Raw genomic sequence first — 17,981 nt, 5'->3', positions numbered from 1 at the left:
ACTCCAAACCAATTAAAAAAGCCGAGCTAATGCTCGGCTTTTTTGTATCTGCTATTTATCTAAACAATAATTAGAATAAACTGCCAGGTCGAAACTTATTGGTTTTTTATGAACGCTAACTGTTCATCTGTTGCACCGGCATTTTTTGCATACTTAAATAACTCTTCAGGTGGCACCCCCGCATTAATAGCGGTCACCAAAATTCTTCTTACACTTTCTTGCTCCTTTGATGATTCGCGTAAAGCGGTAGTAACTACCTGCTCAGCTTCATCTGGGAAGGTTGCTAATAATGCATCTACTACATATTCACCAACAAACGGCATTGCTGAAACTGCAGTTTTGATAATTTCTACCATTTCATTTGGATGTGAGCGAGATAAAGTTTGCACGATGTTGTCTGCGGAATCTGGTTCTGTCTCCACGGCAATGCGTACAATTTCGTCCATTTCTTCAGGTGTTGAAAAGGCTGCTGCGCGAACTATAAAGTCGACATAACTAGGTTCTGCATTAATAGCTGTCTCTACAATGCTAGAGCAACTACTAATACCTTTTTCAATCGCCAAAGAAACAACTTCACCTGTTAATGCTGGTTCGGCAGAAATAGCTGCGTGGATAATTTCTTTATACTTTTCTGGATACAAGTCTAGGGCAGTGCTTACTACTCCGATTGCTTCTCTAGGGTAATTTCCGATAATACTTTTTATTGCGCGGCCGATGGACATCGACTGATCAACTTGCTTTTTAACAAAGTCAGCGGTCAAGCGACTATTATTGTCACTAACGCCATTTGCTGGTATTGCAAATGCGTGAGTACTTAAAACGCCCAAAGCTAACACGATCGGGGTAATTTTTTTCATAATAAACACCTACTTAGACCTACTAATCTGTAGTAAGACAACAAAAATCGTTAAGAGTTTAAAAGTAACAACAATTTGTTATAAATAATACTTTATTCGGTAATTGTTCGTTAAATAAACTGATTTCGACAATATTAAATTAATTTCACTTTTTTTTCGGTATTAGGGTTGACCTAAAGTTATAAATCTCTACAATGCGCCCAGCTTTTGCAGGACATCTTAATTTTGTCAAACCAACCTTAAGAGAAGCTGAAGAAAGCGAGAAAAAAGATTAAATAATTTATAAAATAAATTGTTGACATCAAATACCGGAAGTGTAGAATACGCCTCCCGCTTGAGAGAGACCTAACGGACTCACTAAGCAGAGAAAAAGTTTTCTAGGCGACGTCAAGTAATGACAGTCACCTTGCGCAAACATTATCTCAGTAATCGGACGTCACCTTGTTCCGCATTACGCTTCGATAAGTTTGCACTAAATGTTCTTTAACAATTTGCAACAAGACAATCTGTGTGGGCACTCATTATAAGAGTGCTTACCAAAAAAAGTTCATATTTCGAAAGAAGTTTAATTGAAGAGTTTGATCATGGCTCAGATTGAACGCTGGCGGCAGGCCTAACACATGCAAGTCGAACGGTAACATTTCTAGCTTGCTAGAAGATGACGAGTGGCGGACGGGTGAGTAATACTTAGGAACATGCCTTTGTGTGGGGGATAACTATTGGAAACGATAGCTAATACCGCATAACGTCTACGGACCAAAGGGGGCTTTCGGGCTCTCGCGCAAAGAGTGGCCTAAGTGAGATTAGCTAGTTGGTGAGGTAAAGGCTCACCAAGGCGACGATCTCTAGCTGTTCTGAGAGGAAGATCAGCCACACTGGAACTGAGACACGGTCCAGACTCCTACGGGAGGCAGCAGTGGGGAATATTGCACAATGGGGGAAACCCTGATGCAGCCATGCCGCGTGTGTGAAGAAGGCCTTCGGGTTGTAAAGCACTTTCAGTTGTGAGGAAAGGTTAGTAGTTAATACCTGCTAGCTATGACGTTAGCAACAGAAGAAGCACCGGCTAACTCCGTGCCAGCAGCCGCGGTAATACGGAGGGTGCGAGCGTTAATCGGAATTACTGGGCGTAAAGCGCACGCAGGCGGTTTGTTAAGCTAGATGTGAAAGCCCCGGGCTCAACCTGGGAATAGCATTTAGAACTGGCAGACTAGAGTCTTGGAGAGGGGAGTGGAATTCCAGGTGTAGCGGTGAAATGCGTAGATATCTGGAGGAACATCAGTGGCGAAGGCGACTCCCTGGCCAAAGACTGACGCTCATGTGCGAAAGTGTGGGTAGCGAACAGGATTAGATACCCTGGTAGTCCACACCGTAAACGCTGTCTACTAGCTGTTTGTGTATTATATACGTGAGTAGCGAAGCTAACGCGCTAAGTAGACCGCCTGGGGAGTACGGCCGCAAGGTTAAAACTCAAATGAATTGACGGGGGCCCGCACAAGCGGTGGAGCATGTGGTTTAATTCGATGCAACGCGAAGAACCTTACCTACTCTTGACATCCAGAAAATTTGGCAGAGATGCCTCAGTGCCTTCGGGAATTCTGAGACAGGTGCTGCATGGCTGTCGTCAGCTCGTGTCGTGAGATGTTGGGTTAAGTCCCGCAACGAGCGCAACCCTTGTCCTTAGTTGCCAGCATTTAGTTGGGCACTCTAAGGAGACTGCCGGTGACAAACCGGAGGAAGGTGGGGACGACGTCAAGTCATCATGGCCCTTACGAGTAGGGCTACACACGTGCTACAATGGCGAGTACAGAGGGAAGCGAACTTGCGAGAGTAAGCGGATCCCCTTAAAGCTCGTCGTAGTCCGGATTGGAGTCTGCAACTCGACTCCATGAAGTCGGAATCGCTAGTAATCGCAAATCAGAATGTTGCGGTGAATACGTTCCCGGGCCTTGTACACACCGCCCGTCACACCATGGGAGTGGGATGCAAAAGAAGTAGTTAGTCTAACCTTCGGGAGGACGATTACCACTTTGTGTTTCATGACTGGGGTGAAGTCGTAACAAGGTAACCCTAGGGGAACCTGGGGTTGGATCACCTCCTTACACTATAGGTATCACTTTTGTGGTGCAGTGTTCACACAGATTGTTTTGTTGTTAATAAAGAAGAGCAAAGAAGTAAGTGCTTGGGTAACAAGCAAATATTGCACATGCTAATGAATTGGCAGAAGCAAGATATAGGCTTGTAGCTCAGCTGGTTAGAGCGCACCCCTGATAAGGGTGAGGTCGGCAGTTCAAGTCTGCCCAAGCCTACCATTTCGCATTTATGCTGCGTTGGATACCTCGTCGTTTAGTGAGCTAAACGTCCTCGATATCCGCCTTGCCTAAACGCGAACTGGCCGAAGATTCATCATCTTCAACCTTATTTACGATGTTTATGCTGTATATAAGGGGCTATAGCTCAGCTGGGAGAGCGCCTGCCTTGCACGCAGGAGGTCAGCAGTTCGATCCTGCTTAGCTCCACCACTTTCAAAAAGAAAGTGATTGCTCAATAAAGGAAAGCAAGCCTTAATCAATAAATGTGAATTAGCATATATTGATTAGGGTTTTTTAAACCTTAAGACGCGGCGCGAAGCGCCAAGTCAATGTTCTTTAACAATTTGGAAAGCTGATAAAAGTAATCAAAAATAAAGAGTAATAATTGAAGAGCAATCTTCGAGCGTACTCTATCTGATTTTGTGATTAGTACTTGTCACGCATACACGAGCTCTTTAATGAGCACCTATGATTTGTGAATAAAAAGGCGCAAATCAAACCAAGGTAACCGTTAATCATTCATGTCTTTAAACGGGATAACGAAGGTGTTTGGGGTTGTATGGTTAAGTGACTAAGCGTATACGGTGGATGCCTAGGCAGTTAGAGGCGATGAAGGACGTGTAAGTCTGCGAAAAGCTGTGGTGAGTTGACAAAACGCATTTGAGCCACAGATGTCCGAATGGGGGAACCCAGTGCATTTATGCACTATCTGCAACTGAATACATAGGTTGTAGAGGCAAACGAGGGGAACTGAAACATCTAAGTACCCTTAGGAAAAGAAATCAATTGAGATTCCCCTAGTAGCGGCGAGCGAACGGGGAGCAGCCGAGTAATTATGACGTAGTGGAATGTGTTGGAAAGCACAACGGTACAGGGTGATAGTCCCGTACACTAAGCGTTATTTTTGCCATATTAAGTAGGTCGGGACACGTGTTATCCTGACTGAAGATGGGGGGACCATCCTCCAAGGCTAAATACTCCTAACTGACCGATAGTGAACCAGTACCGTGAGGGAAAGGCGAAAAGAACCCTGTGAGGGGAGTGAAATAGAACCTGAAACCGTATACGTACAAGCAGTGGGAGCAGACTTGTTCTGTGACTGCGTACCTTTTGTATAATGGGTCAGCGACTTATATTTTGTAGCAAGGTTAACCGTTTAGGGAAGCCGTAGTGAAAGCGAGGGTTAACTGCCCGTTTAGTTGCAAGGTATAGACCCGAAACCCGGTGATCTAGCCATGGGCAGGTTGAAGGTTGAGTAACATCAACTGGAGGACCGAACCCACTGACGTTGAAAAGTCAGGGGATGACCTGTGGCTGGGGGTGAAAGGCCAATCAAACCGGGAGATAGCTGGTTCTCCCCGAAAGCTATTTAGGTAGCGCCTCGGACGAACACCATTGGGGGTAGAGCACTGTTAAGGCTAGGGGGTCATCCCGACTTACCAACCCTTTGCAAACTCCGAATACCAATGAGTGATATCCGGGAGACACACGGCGGGTGCTAACGTCCGTCGTGAAGAGGGAAACAACCCAGCGCCAGCTAAGGTCCCAAAATATTGCTAAGTGGGAAACGATGTGGGAAGGCTAAGACAGCTAGGAGGTTGGCTTAGAAGCAGCCACCCTTTAAAGAAAGCGTAATAGCTCACTAGTCGAGTCGGCCTGCGCGGAAGATGTAACGGGGCTAAGCAATATACCGAAGCTGCGGATGTTTACTTTGTAAACATGGTAGGGGAGCGTTGTGTAAGTGGCTGAAGGTAAGCTGTGAGGCTTGCTGGACATATCACAAGTGCGAATGCTGACATGAGTAACGATAATGGGGGTGAAAAACCCCCACGCCGGAAGACCAAGGTTTCCTGTCCCATGCTAATCAGGGCAGGGTAAGTCGGCCCCTAAGGCGAGGCAGAGATGCGTAGTCGATGGGAAACGGATTAATATTTCCGTACTTGGTATATCAGTGAAGGGGGGACGGAGAAGGCTAGGCAAGCTTGGTGTTGGTTATCCAAGTGAAAGTGCGTAGGGCGTTGAATTAGGTAGGTAAATCCGGTTCAACACTAACCTGAGACACGAGACGAGTCACCAAGGTGACGAAGTTGTTGATGCCATGCTTCCAGGAAAATCCTCTAAACTTATGGTATATCGAACCGTACCCCAAACCGACACAGGTGGTCAGGTAGAGAATACTAAGGCGCTTGAGAGAACTCGGGTGAAGGAACTCGGCAAAATCGTACCGTAACTTCGGGAGAAGGTACGCCCTTGTTTGTGATGGAACTTGCTTCCTAAGCGAACGAGGGCCGCAGTGAAAAGGTGGCTGGAACTGTTTATTAAAAACACAGCACTGTGCTAAATCGAAAGATGACGTATACGGTGTGACGCCTGCCCGGTGCCGGAAGGTTAATTGATGGGGTTAGCGCAAGCGAAGCTCTTGATCGAAGCCCCGGTAAACGGCGGCCGTAACTATAACGGTCCTAAGGTAGCGAAATTCCTTGTCGGGTAAGTTCCGACCTGCACGAATGGCGTAATCATGGCCACGCTGTCCCACCCGAGACTCAGTGAAATTGAAATCGCAGTGAAGATGCTGTGTACCCGCACCTAGACGGAAAGACCCCGTGAACCTTTACTACAGCTTGGCACTGAACATTGAATCTACATGTGTAGAATAGGTGGGAGGCTTTGAAGCACAGTCGCTAGATTGTGTGGAGCCGCCTTTGAAATACCACCCTTGTATATTTGATGTTCTAACATTGGTCCCTTATCGGGATTGTGGACAGTGTCTGGTGGGTAGTTTGACTGGGGCGGTCTCCTCCCAAAGAGTAACGGAGGAGCACGAAGGTTAGCTAATCACGGTCGGACATCGTGAGGTTAGTGCAATGGCATAAGCTAGCTTAACTGCGAGACAGACACGTCGAGCAGGTACGAAAGTAGGTCATAGTGATCCGGTGGTTCTGTATGGAAGGGCCATCGCTCAACGGATAAAAGGTACTCCGGGGATAACAGGCTGATACCGCCCAAGAGTTCATATCGACGGCGGTGTTTTTGGCACCTCGATGTCGGCTCATCACATCCTGGGGCTGAAGTCGGTCCCAAGGGTATGGCTGTTCGCCATTTAAAGTGGTACGCGAGCTGGGTTTAGAACGTCGTGAGACAGTTCGGTCCCTATCTGGTGTGGGCGTTGGATGATTGAGGGGAGCTGCTCCTAGTACGAGAGGACCGGAGTGGACGAACCGCTGGTGTTCGGGTTGTCATGCCAATGGCATTGCCCGGTAGCTACGTTCGGAATCGATAACCGCTGAAAGCATCTAAGCGGGAAGCGAGCCCCAAGATGAGTCATCCCTGACAGTTTAACTGTCCTAAAGGGTTGTTGAAGACTACGACGTAGATAGGCAGGATGTGGAAGCGTTGTGAGGCGTTAAGCTAACCTGTACTAATTGCCCGTGAGGCTTAACCATACAACGCCCAAATGTCTTCGTAAGAAGCATGGTGTTGTAAGAGTGACAAGACAACACAAAATTAGCTCGATAGAGCACAGAGTACGCATACTCTTTGATTACACAGCTTTACCAAATATGTTAATGTTTTGCCCAAGCGGCGAGACAACCAGTTTATGTCTGGCGACCTTAGCGACACGGTACCACCTGATCCCATCTCGAACTCAGAAGTGAAACGTGTTAGCGGCGATGGTAGTGTGGGGTTTCCCCATGTGAGAGTAGCACATCGCCAGACTCCCATTAGAAGAAAGGCTACCTATTTAGGTAGCCTTTTTTTATGCCTGCGATTTACCTAACGAAGCGCCTTTATGAGCATCGAGATAGGTAGCATTCCTTCTAAGCGCTGCCGCGCAACAACACCCCAAGAGAAACCATACCCATCAAGTGTTATGCAATACCTGACGATGTAATAAAACGCTAGGTGTTAACCGTCCCTGGTGCTTCGTCCAGCCTCGCATCCATGCGAGTCGTTCAGTCGGCTAACGTTGCTGCGCAACTAAGAACAGCCTCCTTCACCCCCATGTGAGAGTAGCACATTGTCCCTTGCCGGAACGGGACTCCCATTAGAGAAAGGGCTATCCGAAAGGGTAGCCCTTTTTTGCATGTGTACACTTTAAAACTTAAGCGGATATCTCAATCACAGTTGGATAGCCCTTACTCTAAGCGCTGCCGCGCGAAATCTACTCCCGCAGTCAACCGTCACAAAGTGGATTCCCAGCCTCAAGCACAGCTTGAGTCGTTCAAACGGCTGGAGCGGTGCTCCAGAGAGCCCCGTTTTCACCCCCATGTGAGAGTAGCACATTGTCCCTTGCCGGAACGGGACTCCCATTTAGAGAAAGGGCTATCCGAAAGGGTAGCCCTTTTTTGCATGTGTACACTTTAAAACTTAAGCGGATATCTCAATCACAGTTGGATAGCCCTTACTCTAAAGCGCTGCCGCGCGAAATCTACTCCGCAGTCAACCGTCACAAAGTGGATTCCCAGCCTCAAGCACAGCTTGAGTCGTTCAAACGGCTGGAGCGGTGCTCCAGAGTGCCCCGTTTTCACCCCCATGTGAGAGTAGCACATTGTCCCTTGCCGGAACGGGACTCCCATTTAGAGAAAGGGCTATCCGAAAGGGTAGCCCTTTTTTGCATGTGTACACTTTAAAACTTAAGCGGATATCTCAATCACAGTTGGATAGCCCTTACTCTAAAGCGCTACCGCGCAAGAACTATCCCGCAGAGAAACCATACCCATCCAGTGTTATGCAATAGCTGTTCATGTATTAAACTGCTAGGTGTCACACATCCATGTGGAGCTGGCCAGCCCGACATCCATGTCGGTCGTGCACTCGGGCGGAACTGCGTTCCTAAAACATCCTCGCTTACCCCCATGTGAGAACAAAGAAACGCGCAAACCTGTAGCACGGGCTTCAGCCCGTGGGTTGTGATTTAGCTAACGAAGCATCTTTATGGACATTGATATAAGTAGTACACCTTCTAAGCGCTGTCGCGCAACAGCACACCAAGGGAAACCTAATCCACCCAGTGTTATGCAATGCCTATCCATATAATAGGAAACTAGGTGTCACACATCCATGTATAGCTGCCCAGCTCGACATCCATGTCGGTCGTTCAAACGGCTGGAGCTGTGCTCCAACAGAGACCCGTTTTCACCCCATGAAAGATCAAAGAGACGCACAAACATATAGCGCGGGTTTTAGCCGGTGGAATAACTAGAATATTAGAAAGGTAACGAGGTTAGTGGGGAAGATCTATTTAGGGTTTTAAGCTCGACAATGATTCTCTAAGTAAATTCAGCGTTTTGGTTTAATCATCTTAATCTGTGTCGAGGTAAGTTTGTTTTAAACTATATAGCGTGGAATTGTTTAACTTCCCTTAAACTGCTAACTAAGGTTGTGCAGTTTAAGGGTATATAATACTAAGGTTATTTGGTATTTCTAAGTCAGAAGGCAGATACGCAATTGCCCCTTCTGTTTCAGCTAAAAACTTCAGGGTTTCTTGTGTTGAATTTAATTCTATTGGCGGCTTGCTTCTTCCTGTAAATTTCATCTGCGCCCAATAAGCTTGGATTCTGGATTCGGTTAGGCCTACAATTTTCGTGTTGAATTCAACTCTTAATTGATTGCCTGACGGCAGGTTAACAGCTTTATATTTATGACTTAGTGCGCCTCCCATAAATATGTGTCTAATTTGTTGTTTACTCAAAATTTGTTGTTCATCTAACGGATTTAGGACGACAATAAAGTCAGAATCTTTATCTTCTGCGTAGGAGTCAGGCACCATAAAAGCAAAGATTAAAAATGTAAGCCATAATATTCTAATGATTTGTGATGTAATTAAATTATTCATTTAAAACACCCACTCTAGACCAACAAGGTACAAATTCGATTTTCCGTCGAAAGTAGTATTTTCATCAAAATCGAAAAATGAATTGGACCCGTTATCTTCCTCTATTGCTGAGTATTCAACTTTAAGAGCGAGATTAGATAATACGTCCCAGCGTGCTCCCAAAGTCCAGCTTTGCATATCTGTAGCAGCTGCATCTAAAAATATACTATTGTAAGCTTGAGCTAATTGATCTAGGTTAGGATCGAAGCCCACGGGTATTTCTTGGACTGGTGTTTTACTGTCTCCGTCGCTATCTGCAAAAGTAATATGAAAGGTAAAAGGAGCGTAATTAAAACCTGCTGTCACATAATAGCTCTGGATCTCTGGTATGAAATCAAGATCTGTCTCAATATTTACCCACTCAGATCTAAAGAAATAGTCTAAATTGTCGTAGACAATTCCTATCTGTTCTACTTTAGCTACGCCTTTTGTGCTCAATGAATCAGCACTTCGGCCAAAGTTAAGATCGGATAAATAACGTTGAAATTGATGAATTTCAGTAATATTTAGACTTAAATTACCTTCATAGTGTGCCAATCTTAATTCGAAATTGTTTTTATTAATTTTTCCGATTAAACCTCGCAGATTACGAGCCGTAAAACCTGTGGGCGTATTACTAAAATTTACGTCACCATCTTCTTGACCTATATAAGCTTCTATACTCGCTTCAAAGTTGCTATTGGTGAATTTATAGATTAAGTCAGCGCCTTCAAAAGTTCGAAATAGAAAATTATCGTAAACTTGCTGTGGTAGGTTTATCCATGGATAGGCAAAACCGACATCTGTGTAGTCACTCATTGAAAAGAATGGGGCACGTAACTTGCCGAATTTAATTTGTAAATTGTCTGTTGCTTGATAGGTTAGGTATAGCCATTCAATACCAGAATCTTTCGACCGATCCGCTCTAGCGATAAGTTGTGTAGTCCCTGACCATTTTTCACTAAATTTATATTCGGCTTGCAATGCTATTAAACTAGATGGCTCAAAACTAAGACTGTCGTCATAGCCTTTATAGTCGACGTTATCTTCATCCAAATAACCGCCAATTACTCTTGCATAGCCGGAGAACTCTAGATCTTTGGCGGATAGCGATAAGTGGCACAATGCAGTTGAAATTATTAAAAATTTTAAAAAAGTATGTCGTATTAACAAGTTCTATCCCTAGTATCTTTTTTCAATGTTACCGCTGTTAAGTTGATGATGTTGTAAATGCAGTTTGATGGTATTTGAAATGCGCCTTTTTATCAGTAGCTTTTTCTATACGGGAGTATTATCCATAATTTATAAAGTACTACTTAACTCAGTTAATCTAAGTTGATTAAGATCAAGTAATTTACACATTTATTTAAAATCTCATGTATGAATGTATTAGATTCTAGTCGGAAATCTAATTCTATACAGATATTGTCGCCTAACTATTGGCGTTGACCATAATATAATTCTTGATATAGCTTTTGCGCTTTTTCAATCGCTTCAGGTAGTTTAGCTAAAGGTAGCGGTTTAGCAAAATAATATCCCTGCATTTCATCACTTCCATTGGAAATCAAATAATTAGCTTGTTCTGCAGTTTCCACTCCTTCACTGCATATCTGCAGTCCTAATCTATGGCCTAAATCCAAAATGGTTTGCAAAACGACTGTGTCCTTTCCAGAGCTATCGTGCTGCATTACAAACATTCGATCAATTTTGAGGGTGTCTATTTGAATTTTAGTTAGGTAACTAAGGGACGAATACCCTGTACCAAAATCATCTAGAGCAATAGAGCCGCCCATTTGTCGTATGTTATTGAAAAAATCATTAGCACTGTCGAAATTTTCTAGATAACTAGATTCAGTCATTTCAAATTGAATATTCTGAATATTAACCTGATAGAGATTCAGATTTTTCTTAATAAAATGTATGAAACTGCGATCTTGTAAATCATGACTAGAAATATTCAAAGAAACAACGAGGTTTTGTTCAACCATTTTTTCTAGAACATTCATGTCTTTGAAAACTCGCTCGACCAACCACCGCGTAATGGATTTAACTTTTCCGCTTTGTTCAGCGATAGGAATGAATTCACCTGGAGATATACTTCCTAACTCATCGTTATTCCAACGTAAAAGAGCTTCTAAACCAGTTACAAAGCCTTTCGATGATATTTTAAGTTGGTAGTGAATTTCGAATTCGTTTTTGGCTATTGCATTGGTAATTAGGTTGGCTATTTGCACTTTTCTGCGATTTTCTTCTAGCATTTTTTTATGGAAAACAGTGTAAGAACCTTTGCCTTTTTCTTTCGATGCGTACATTGCAATATCTGCATTACTGATGAATGTGTTGATATCAAACTCAGCATCGGTTGCTTTCGCAATACCAATACTTACACCGGTTTGAATATCCCAACTGTTAATCTCAAATGGGGTCATCAAACCCTCAATTATTCGATTCGCTATATTAACGGCTAGTAGTGAACTGCTAAGATTTGGGATCATGATTAAAAACTCGTCTCCACCCAATCGCGCTAGGATGTCGCCTGGACGCAGAAAGCTTTTAACTTTGCTGGCGACAGCTTTGAGCAGTAAATCGCCGGTCTCGTGTCCCAAGGTGTCATTAACCCCTTTAAACCCATCTACATCGAAAAACATAATCGCTAAATCTTCGTTTTCTCGCTGGCTTCTGGCTAACTCTAATCTAAGCAGTTCCATAAAAAACATACGATTTGGTAACCCCGTCAAGGTATCGTAGTTAGCCAAGTGTTGCATTGAATTCTGTTGCTCAATCAATTTTTCCGTGTTTAATTGATTGGTCTTAATTTCCGCATTTATCGTGCCCAATAGTTTATTGATATTACGACCTAATTCCGATACCTCGTCATTACCTGAAACTCGGTATTTCAAATCATAATCGGTGGTTGACTCCACTTTTTTAGTAAACTTAGTGAGACTCAAAAGAGGTTCAAATAAACGCTGATATATCCAAAAAGAAATCATCATTGCTAAGACAACAACTAACATCACTAGCGGGATAGCGCTGAAAAATAGACTATTCTTACTCTCATTCAATGGTCGTTGGTAGTCTTGAACGACTAATAAATGGCCAACCGGAAACTTTTCTTCACCTATGGTTTTTGAAACAGCTAAACCTTCATCGGTTATGGTTACATCAGGGGGTAAGTCTTGTGGTGAAATTGAGGTTAATTCAGGAGAGAAGTTTTCTAAATTGAGGTAGTTTGGGTGTACATAATAATGGATTAAATTCCAATCAGCATCGAATACATTCACAAACTTAATATGTTCGTAGCGGTCGAGCCCAATTAGTTCTGTTATTATCGAGAAGGGATCCGGCTCCTCGGAAAGGGTCGATAATAGGTTATCGGCAATATTTGATGCCATTGCATCTAAATTTTGTTCTACGGATTTCCGGTATAGGTTTTCATGTTCGTTTATGGCTAAAAAGAAAACTGAGCCCGAGCTAATCAAAATAGATATGATAATGGTGATAACAAACTTGTATCTAATACTATGAAACATCTAGCTGATTCCCTGCCTTTTCAAAGTTTAAACAAGCTAATTGAATAATTGCTTAAGTTATGTCTGAGTTCAGACTAGATGGCATACTACCAAGTACTCTAAATGCTAAAAATTCAGACTTAAATTTGAAACAAATTTTGCTAAATTAAGTGGAAAAGCCTTTGTATTTTAAAACAAATACTTAGTATATACCACTGCTAACGTTGCATGATGTTCCAATGCGTATTCACACTTCGAAATCTAACGGTTTAAGCCAATTGAATGCGCTAAATTACTTCATTAGATAAACATCAATTTAGCAAATTACTTGTGAAAATAGCTTACTGCACTAATTTATTTGAGCTTAAATGGCTGTATTTATTATTTATTTTAATATCTAGCACGCTTAATAGAGGTGAAACCTCAGTACTAAAATGCTATATTTCAGCAAAAATTACCTGCCAAATAAATAAGTTTAAAATAATCAATTAAAGCTTATGGCTTTCACTAATTCAGTTTTAATTATAGAGGATTAAATGGCTTCTCCTAAATTTCATAATGCCGTACGTAAGTATCACAGATGGTTAGGCTTTTTTTTGGCGGGGATCATGGGGATCTATGCAGTCAGCGGGACTTTATTGATTTTTCGTAAAACCGATTTTCTAAAATACCCACAAGTTGAAGAACGCCAGTTAGATAAGGGATTAAATGGCAAATCTTTGGGTAAACAAATTGCTCTCAAAGGCTTTGCTGTTGAAAGCGAAGTTGACGATATGGTTGTGTTTAACCAAGGGCAATATAACAAACTAACCGGAGAGGTTGTTATTAATAAAAAAGATTACCCAGCGCCGTTAGCTAAATTAGTTAAATTGCATAAAGCCACAACGGGTAGCCCGCTTTTCTTTCTCAACATTAGTTTTGGCATAGGGTTGTTATTCTTTGTAGTTTCGGCGTTTCTGATGTTTATGCCTAAGTTACCGATGTTTAAAAGCGGCGTTAAAATAGCGGCTGCAGGTGCAGTGTTTGCAATTTTAGTTGTTATGTTTGGTTCGTAAATGTACTGAGTTGCGGCAAAGTCGCTTGTAACTAATACGTTGAATGATGTTTAAAAAAGGCCTGAAATTATAATGATTTTCAGGCCTTAATTTTAATACTCTTTGGGTTAATTTACAGTGTTTTTACTAGCTAAAGTTTCGTTAACCACTTTATCTTGCCCATCTAAACTATGCCTAGAGTGATATTTACCGACCGGTAGGGTCGTTACAACTGAGTAGTTTACCTGTCTTGCGATGGGCACATAATCAGTTATGGCTGTGCTTATTGCTGTGCTAATAATATCAGCCAACAAATTTCCACTATTTCCCGAGGTATTGATCACCACAACGTTTTTGTAGTTCCACAAAGATTCGTTGGTTGAGGTTGATATAAGCTCGAAATCGGCTCCAACTGTAACGTTTCCACCCGTCACATAATAGTTCGTGTCCCATTGATTGATAGTAACAAAAAGTACCGCATCAGCCCCGAACATAGTTTTAAACTTTGCAGGTTCAACGCCTTTCAATTGCTCGCCATCAACGACGCCTTCTACAGCCAACATCATTTCGATCATGGGGATAGGCATAACATAGTATCCCGCCTCAGCTAGTGGCTGAGCGATAGTGGTCGAATAGAGTTCTGGAGCGTCTGCTGCCGTTGAACGATTGATTGCTGGTACTACAAGGATTGAATTTGTATCCTGTTGGTACATCTTTGGATAAGCTTCGCTTTTCGTTAAAATGGTAGGTGTCGCACAACCAACTAAATGGGCGATAATGAATAATGAAAAAAGTCTAGTTAGTTGACGCATTATTGACCTCCATCTTTTCAATCATGGTTAACATTGTTCTCACCATTATCGCCGATTCTGGAAACAACGCTTCTTCCTGTTTTAAAAACTGTTTCGCGCCGTTGAGATTGTTAGCGTCTAATTCTAATTTTGCCAACTCAGCGTAGATACCAGGAGGTATTTTTTTATTCTTACGAGCCGCATTTTCGATGATATCTAACAGAGCTGCTTTATGTTGACTTAAACTATCAGTAGAGGGTTCATGTTTATAGTCGTACGCAGTTTCAGAATAGTCTCCCCAGTAATAAATTGTTTTAGGTGCCGCACAAGCACCTAAAAATACGACTAAAACTCCCACGCAAGTGTTTCTAATTATTTTTCTCACGGAACATTTACCTCGAATACATTTCCATTGGTGACGTAAATTTTACGTTTTACTACCGTTTTATCATTTCTAACTATTTCGATTAGATGCGTACCTGAGCTTATTTCAAACTTGGTCACTAAATTTCCATCAATTTTAAATTTATCTGCTTGTTGCAGACTAATCTGTTTTCCATCAATCGACAGTGACCCCGAAGCAATATTGCCAGTCAGTTGCAGATAAGCTTTGTCGTCTAATTGTTTTACTTCGCTAAAGCTGCTGCTACAACCCGCTAAAAAAACCGCAAATATGAATGCTACTAATAATTTCATTTCTTACTCCTCACCTTCTAACACGACAATTTGATCCAAAGTTGATGCATCTATGCTTCCTGATACTACCTCGGTAAGTGAGAGTGCGTTTTGTCCAGTTCCAATGAAATCAATAACTTTGATAGTGGCAACTTGTTTTCCTGGTAGCTCAATCATCATTCCACTCTGGGGATTTTTCACTTGCTTGCCCTTGGTTTTTACAACAAATTTATCACCAGTTTGAATTCCTTGGTCTTCGCCACCCGTCATTAAGTACATACCATCTTGCTGTGCGACTATATACGCCTGCCATGGGACATCCATTAGATTCTCAACAATATTACTAACCAGCTTGGAAATGGCAGCAGATATGGCTCTATCATCTAAACTTGTGTCGTATCCGGCTGTTTCGCCAACGCCAAAAACTCGGTTAGCCTCTGTTCTCGCCTCGCCAGAAGCTTCCTCTGAATAAACAATTTGTCCGGTTTTAGTATTGATAAGTCGGACATTAACGGTCGCGTTTGCAATCTGTATTTTGTTGCGGCTGAAAACACCAACTTCACTGTTTGTCGCACGACCGAATTCGGAAACCGATCCGACAATTAGATAATCAGCACCCACTTTTTCGAGTTGGGTCTGATTTATTTGGCTTTCTTCTTCTAATTCATCTAATTCTTGGCGTTCTAACATTATGAATTTTTGCGTTTCTGTTAAACGGCTAGACAAAATATCTGCAGCTTGTTTACCTAAACGGTCGCCGGAATTATCAATCAAAAAACTATTAGTACGTTTGGTTTCATCTGAAAATCGAGATATTGCCACTACTCTTTTTAGTCCTTTGCTATCAGGCTCTACAATCGATTGGCTAATAACCGGGGAGGAGGCTTCGATTTTGTTTACCGTCCCTCGTGTTGAGCTTGTACAGCCATTTAGTGCCAACCCAATGGATATAACAGCAGAAACAAATACTATCCTTTTCATAACTTCCTCTAACTCATTAATTATTAATAAAAAACAGCTTAAAATATCACAATCTAAAAGCTGATATTAGTAAAAATAAAAATGATAAGGTTTGCAGTGATTAAAAAGATGACCTAATGCAATATTGAAGGTATGTTTCAAACGGTTGAAGTAGACGTGTAAGCCAATGGTGTATTGCGCAAAAAATTTTTGGCGGATGTAACTTATTTTCAAAAAAGGCGAAAATACTTAAGATCAAGGTTGACGATATTTAACCAAGTAGCGCGTTTTAAAACGTTTTTGTCAGGGCTTTTGATTGCACTTTCGCAAAAAAGTTTTGCATTTATGTAAATATAAAAACGAAATATCAGATAAGTCGCGCTACGCTAACACGCCGAATGAATACAATAATCTGGCATTTACATTAATAACTAAACTGACACTGCAGTTTTAATTTTTAACGATTTGGATAAGTAATTAGGAATTATGGGACTTAAATCATTTGTTTATATCTTTATTGGATTAATTGTTGCCGCGGTTGCGATGGTTTGGTTTAGTCAGGATAACTATGACCAGGTTTTTCACGCTGAATATGTGGGAAGCGAAGTGTGTGGTGACTGTCATATTATTAATTACGACGCTTGGTTAAAATCCCCTCATCACAATATTACTCACGCACCCAGTGAAAATACTGTGGTTGGTAATTTCAATAACGGGTCATTCTTTTTAAATACTGACCCCAATAAAACCAACCCAGCTGTAAAGTCCTTCCGTGAAGGTGATGAATTTTATTTAGCCCTCAAGGATATTAATTCTGAGCAGTACACGCCTTTTAAAATCGATAAGGTTATCGGTTACCAATATCGACAAACTTATCTTACCCAAGAAGAAGGCGGGGTATTGCGGCGATTACCTGTGCAATGGTCGGTGGCCAGAGGAGAGTTTTTTGCTTATTGGAATGAGCAAGAGCAAAGCCCGGAAACTGTTGACGATTTATGGGAACAGATGAAGCCATTAAACTCGGCATGGAATTTATATTGCGCTCGCTGTCACACCACTAATTTACAACAAATAAGCAAAGACCGCGCTCATACAGTGGCTAATGTAAAATGGACTGAAGATGGCGTTGGCTGCGAAGTATGTCATGGCCCTGGCAGTGAACATGTTGATTATATGCAAGACAAACCTGTTAACCGCATGATGTCTTTGGTTAACCTTAAATTGTTCGATGAACCAGTTCCGTACATCATGAATGCAGCTGACCATTCTCAAGGGGTTGCGTTGAGTGTTTGTGCCCGTTGTCACGGTTCAGATATTTTACGTAAACGTATGGACGCTTATCGGACCTACTCTCCAGGTTATGATCATGCGGGCAATTTGAATGACTTGTCTGAGTATTTTACTGAGGCAGAAAGTGTTCCTGGTCGCACATTTCCCACGCTGCAAGTTTGGCCTGATGGACGGCCCAAAGGGCTTGGCACTTTATTTCGAACCTTTGCTGATTCTGCACATTATGAACAAACTGATATGCGTTGTTACGACTGTCATGATCCGCACAATAACAAACAACCTGCTCAATTTGGTATTTTAGAACCAACTGAAGTGAGTAATCAGTTTTGCTTAGAATGTCACCAACCTATACAACAAAATTTGACGGCCCATACCAGACATGCACCAGACACTAAAGGTTCTTATTGTTATGACTGTCACATGCCAAAGAACATGTTGAACCAAGTATCTGGCATAGACTACTTCGTTCGTAGTCACAATGTGGGGACAATACCCAATCCACTGTTGTCGGTTAAAATGGGGCTGGAAAATTCACCTAATGCATGTAACGAATGCCATACTAAGCAATCGCCGCAGTGGGCAGTAGACAAAATGCGAGAATGGGGAATGGACGGCCACTTGGTTGAAACCGACTTGCATTTAAACCGAAATGCCCATTCAGATTTCACCCACTAATGGCAGTTAGAGGAAAAGTTT

At 42.2% G+C, this 17,981-nt stretch carries 10 protein-coding genes, 2 tRNA genes and 3 rRNA genes; 7 read left to right on the top strand and 8 right to left on the bottom strand.

The features are described 5' to 3' along the window. Positions 1 to 95: 95 nt before the first annotated feature. Positions 96 to 857: a hypothetical protein gene (locus VUI23_RS16350; protein ID WP_303499420.1), complete on the bottom strand. Its 762-nt coding sequence runs from the start codon at positions 855 to 857 to the stop codon at positions 96 to 98. Between the two features lie 566 nt (positions 858 to 1,423). On the opposite strand from VUI23_RS16350, the gene VUI23_RS16345 reads away from it, so the two are divergent. From VUI23_RS16345 to rrf, 5 genes are all read left to right on the top strand, one after another. Further along, positions 1,424 to 2,959 (top strand): 16S ribosomal RNA (locus tag VUI23_RS16345). Between the two features lie 133 nt (positions 2,960 to 3,092). Next, positions 3,093 to 3,169 (top strand) — tRNA-Ile (locus VUI23_RS16340). A 134-nt stretch (positions 3,170 to 3,303) separates the two neighbouring features. Beyond that, positions 3,304 to 3,379: transfer RNA gene (locus VUI23_RS16335), tRNA-Ala, on the top strand. Between the two features lie 351 nt (positions 3,380 to 3,730). After that, a 23S ribosomal RNA gene (locus tag VUI23_RS16330) occupies positions 3,731 to 6,612 on the top strand. Positions 6,613 to 6,770: 158 nt separating this feature from the next. Further along, positions 6,771 to 6,886 (top strand): 5S ribosomal RNA (gene rrf, locus VUI23_RS16325). Together the 16S, 23S and 5S rRNA genes with 2 tRNA genes alongside form the textbook arrangement of a ribosomal RNA operon. A gap of 1,672 nt (positions 6,887 to 8,558) precedes the next feature. Here rrf and VUI23_RS16320 read toward each other — a convergent pair. The 3 genes from VUI23_RS16320 to VUI23_RS16310 form a co-directional block, all read right to left on the bottom strand. Further along, positions 8,559 to 9,005 (bottom strand): hypothetical protein, encoded by a 447-nt coding sequence (locus tag VUI23_RS16320; protein ID WP_342805023.1) that lies wholly within the window; start codon positions 9,003 to 9,005, stop codon positions 8,559 to 8,561. Next, entirely contained in the window at positions 9,006 to 10,196 is a 1,191-nt protein-coding gene (locus VUI23_RS16315) for a hypothetical protein (RefSeq protein WP_342805022.1), read from the bottom strand. A 263-nt stretch (positions 10,197 to 10,459) separates the two neighbouring features. Continuing rightward, entirely contained in the window at positions 10,460 to 12,556 is a 2,097-nt protein-coding gene (locus VUI23_RS16310) for an EAL domain-containing protein (protein WP_342805021.1), read from the bottom strand. Positions 12,557 to 13,071: 515 nt separating this feature from the next. On the opposite strand from VUI23_RS16310, the gene VUI23_RS16305 reads away from it, so the two are divergent. After that, positions 13,072 to 13,590 carry a hypothetical protein gene (locus tag VUI23_RS16305; protein ID WP_216047245.1) on the top strand — a complete coding sequence of 173 codons (519 nt, stop codon included), beginning with the start codon at positions 13,072 to 13,074 and terminating at the stop codon, positions 13,588 to 13,590. A gap of 107 nt (positions 13,591 to 13,697) precedes the next feature. Here the strand turns inward: VUI23_RS16305 and VUI23_RS16300 are convergent, their stop codons facing one another. The 4 genes from VUI23_RS16300 to VUI23_RS16285 are packed head-to-tail and all read right to left on the bottom strand — an operon-like array spanning position 13,698 to position 16,016. Further along, the gene (locus VUI23_RS16300; protein WP_303501414.1) at positions 13,698 to 14,381 is read right to left on the bottom strand and encodes a GNA1162 family protein; all 684 of its coding nucleotides are present in this window, start codon (positions 14,379 to 14,381) and stop codon (positions 13,698 to 13,700) included. Next, entirely contained in the window at positions 14,365 to 14,745 is a 381-nt protein-coding gene (locus VUI23_RS16295; RefSeq protein ID WP_303501411.1) for a DUF4810 domain-containing protein, read from the bottom strand. The genes VUI23_RS16300 and VUI23_RS16295 overlap by 17 nt, the downstream gene beginning before the upstream one ends. Beyond that, positions 14,742 to 15,056: a hypothetical protein gene (locus VUI23_RS16290; RefSeq protein ID WP_216047243.1), complete on the bottom strand. Its 315-nt coding sequence runs from the start codon at positions 15,054 to 15,056 to the stop codon at positions 14,742 to 14,744. Before VUI23_RS16290 ends, VUI23_RS16295 begins: the two co-directional genes overlap by 4 nt. A gap of 3 nt (positions 15,057 to 15,059) precedes the next feature. Continuing rightward, entirely contained in the window at positions 15,060 to 16,016 is a 957-nt protein-coding gene (locus VUI23_RS16285) for a CsgG/HfaB family protein (RefSeq protein ID WP_342805020.1), read from the bottom strand. Between the two features lie 465 nt (positions 16,017 to 16,481). Between VUI23_RS16285 and VUI23_RS16280 the strand changes: the two genes are divergently transcribed. Continuing rightward, positions 16,482 to 17,960 carry an ammonia-forming cytochrome c nitrite reductase subunit c552 gene (locus VUI23_RS16280; RefSeq protein WP_342805019.1) on the top strand — a complete coding sequence of 493 codons (1,479 nt, stop codon included), beginning with the start codon at positions 16,482 to 16,484 and terminating at the stop codon, positions 17,958 to 17,960. Positions 17,961 to 17,981: the final 21 nt, after the last annotated feature.

Source organism: Alteromonas sp. M12, from assembly GCF_037478005.1.
GTDB classification, from domain to species: Bacteria; Pseudomonadota; Gammaproteobacteria; order Enterobacterales; family Alteromonadaceae; genus Aliiglaciecola; species Aliiglaciecola lipolytica_A.
This window is presented reverse-complemented; position numbering and strand designations above follow the sequence as displayed.

Bases quoted from the DNA above. Each gene is read 5' to 3' on its own strand.
- VUI23_RS16280 (WP_342805019.1), top strand. From the start codon at position 16,482: ATGGGACTTAAATCATTTGTTTATATCTTTATTGGATTAATTGTTGCC.
- VUI23_RS16310 (WP_342805021.1), bottom strand. From the start codon at position 12,556: ATGTTTCATAGTATTAGATACAAGTTTGTTATCACCATTATCATATCT.
- VUI23_RS16300 (WP_303501414.1), bottom strand. From the start codon at position 14,381: ATGCGTCAACTAACTAGACTTTTTTCATTATTCATTATCGCCCATTTA.
- VUI23_RS16285 (WP_342805020.1), bottom strand. From the start codon at position 16,016: ATGAAAAGGATAGTATTTGTTTCTGCTGTTATATCCATTGGGTTGGCA.
- VUI23_RS16290 (WP_216047243.1), bottom strand. From the start codon at position 15,056: ATGAAATTATTAGTAGCATTCATATTTGCGGTTTTTTTAGCGGGTTGT.
- VUI23_RS16305 (WP_216047245.1), top strand. From the start codon at position 13,072: ATGGCTTCTCCTAAATTTCATAATGCCGTACGTAAGTATCACAGATGG.
- VUI23_RS16320 (WP_342805023.1), bottom strand. From the start codon at position 9,005: ATGAATAATTTAATTACATCACAAATCATTAGAATATTATGGCTTACA.
- VUI23_RS16350 (WP_303499420.1), bottom strand. From the start codon at position 857: ATGAAAAAAATTACCCCGATCGTGTTAGCTTTGGGCGTTTTAAGTACT.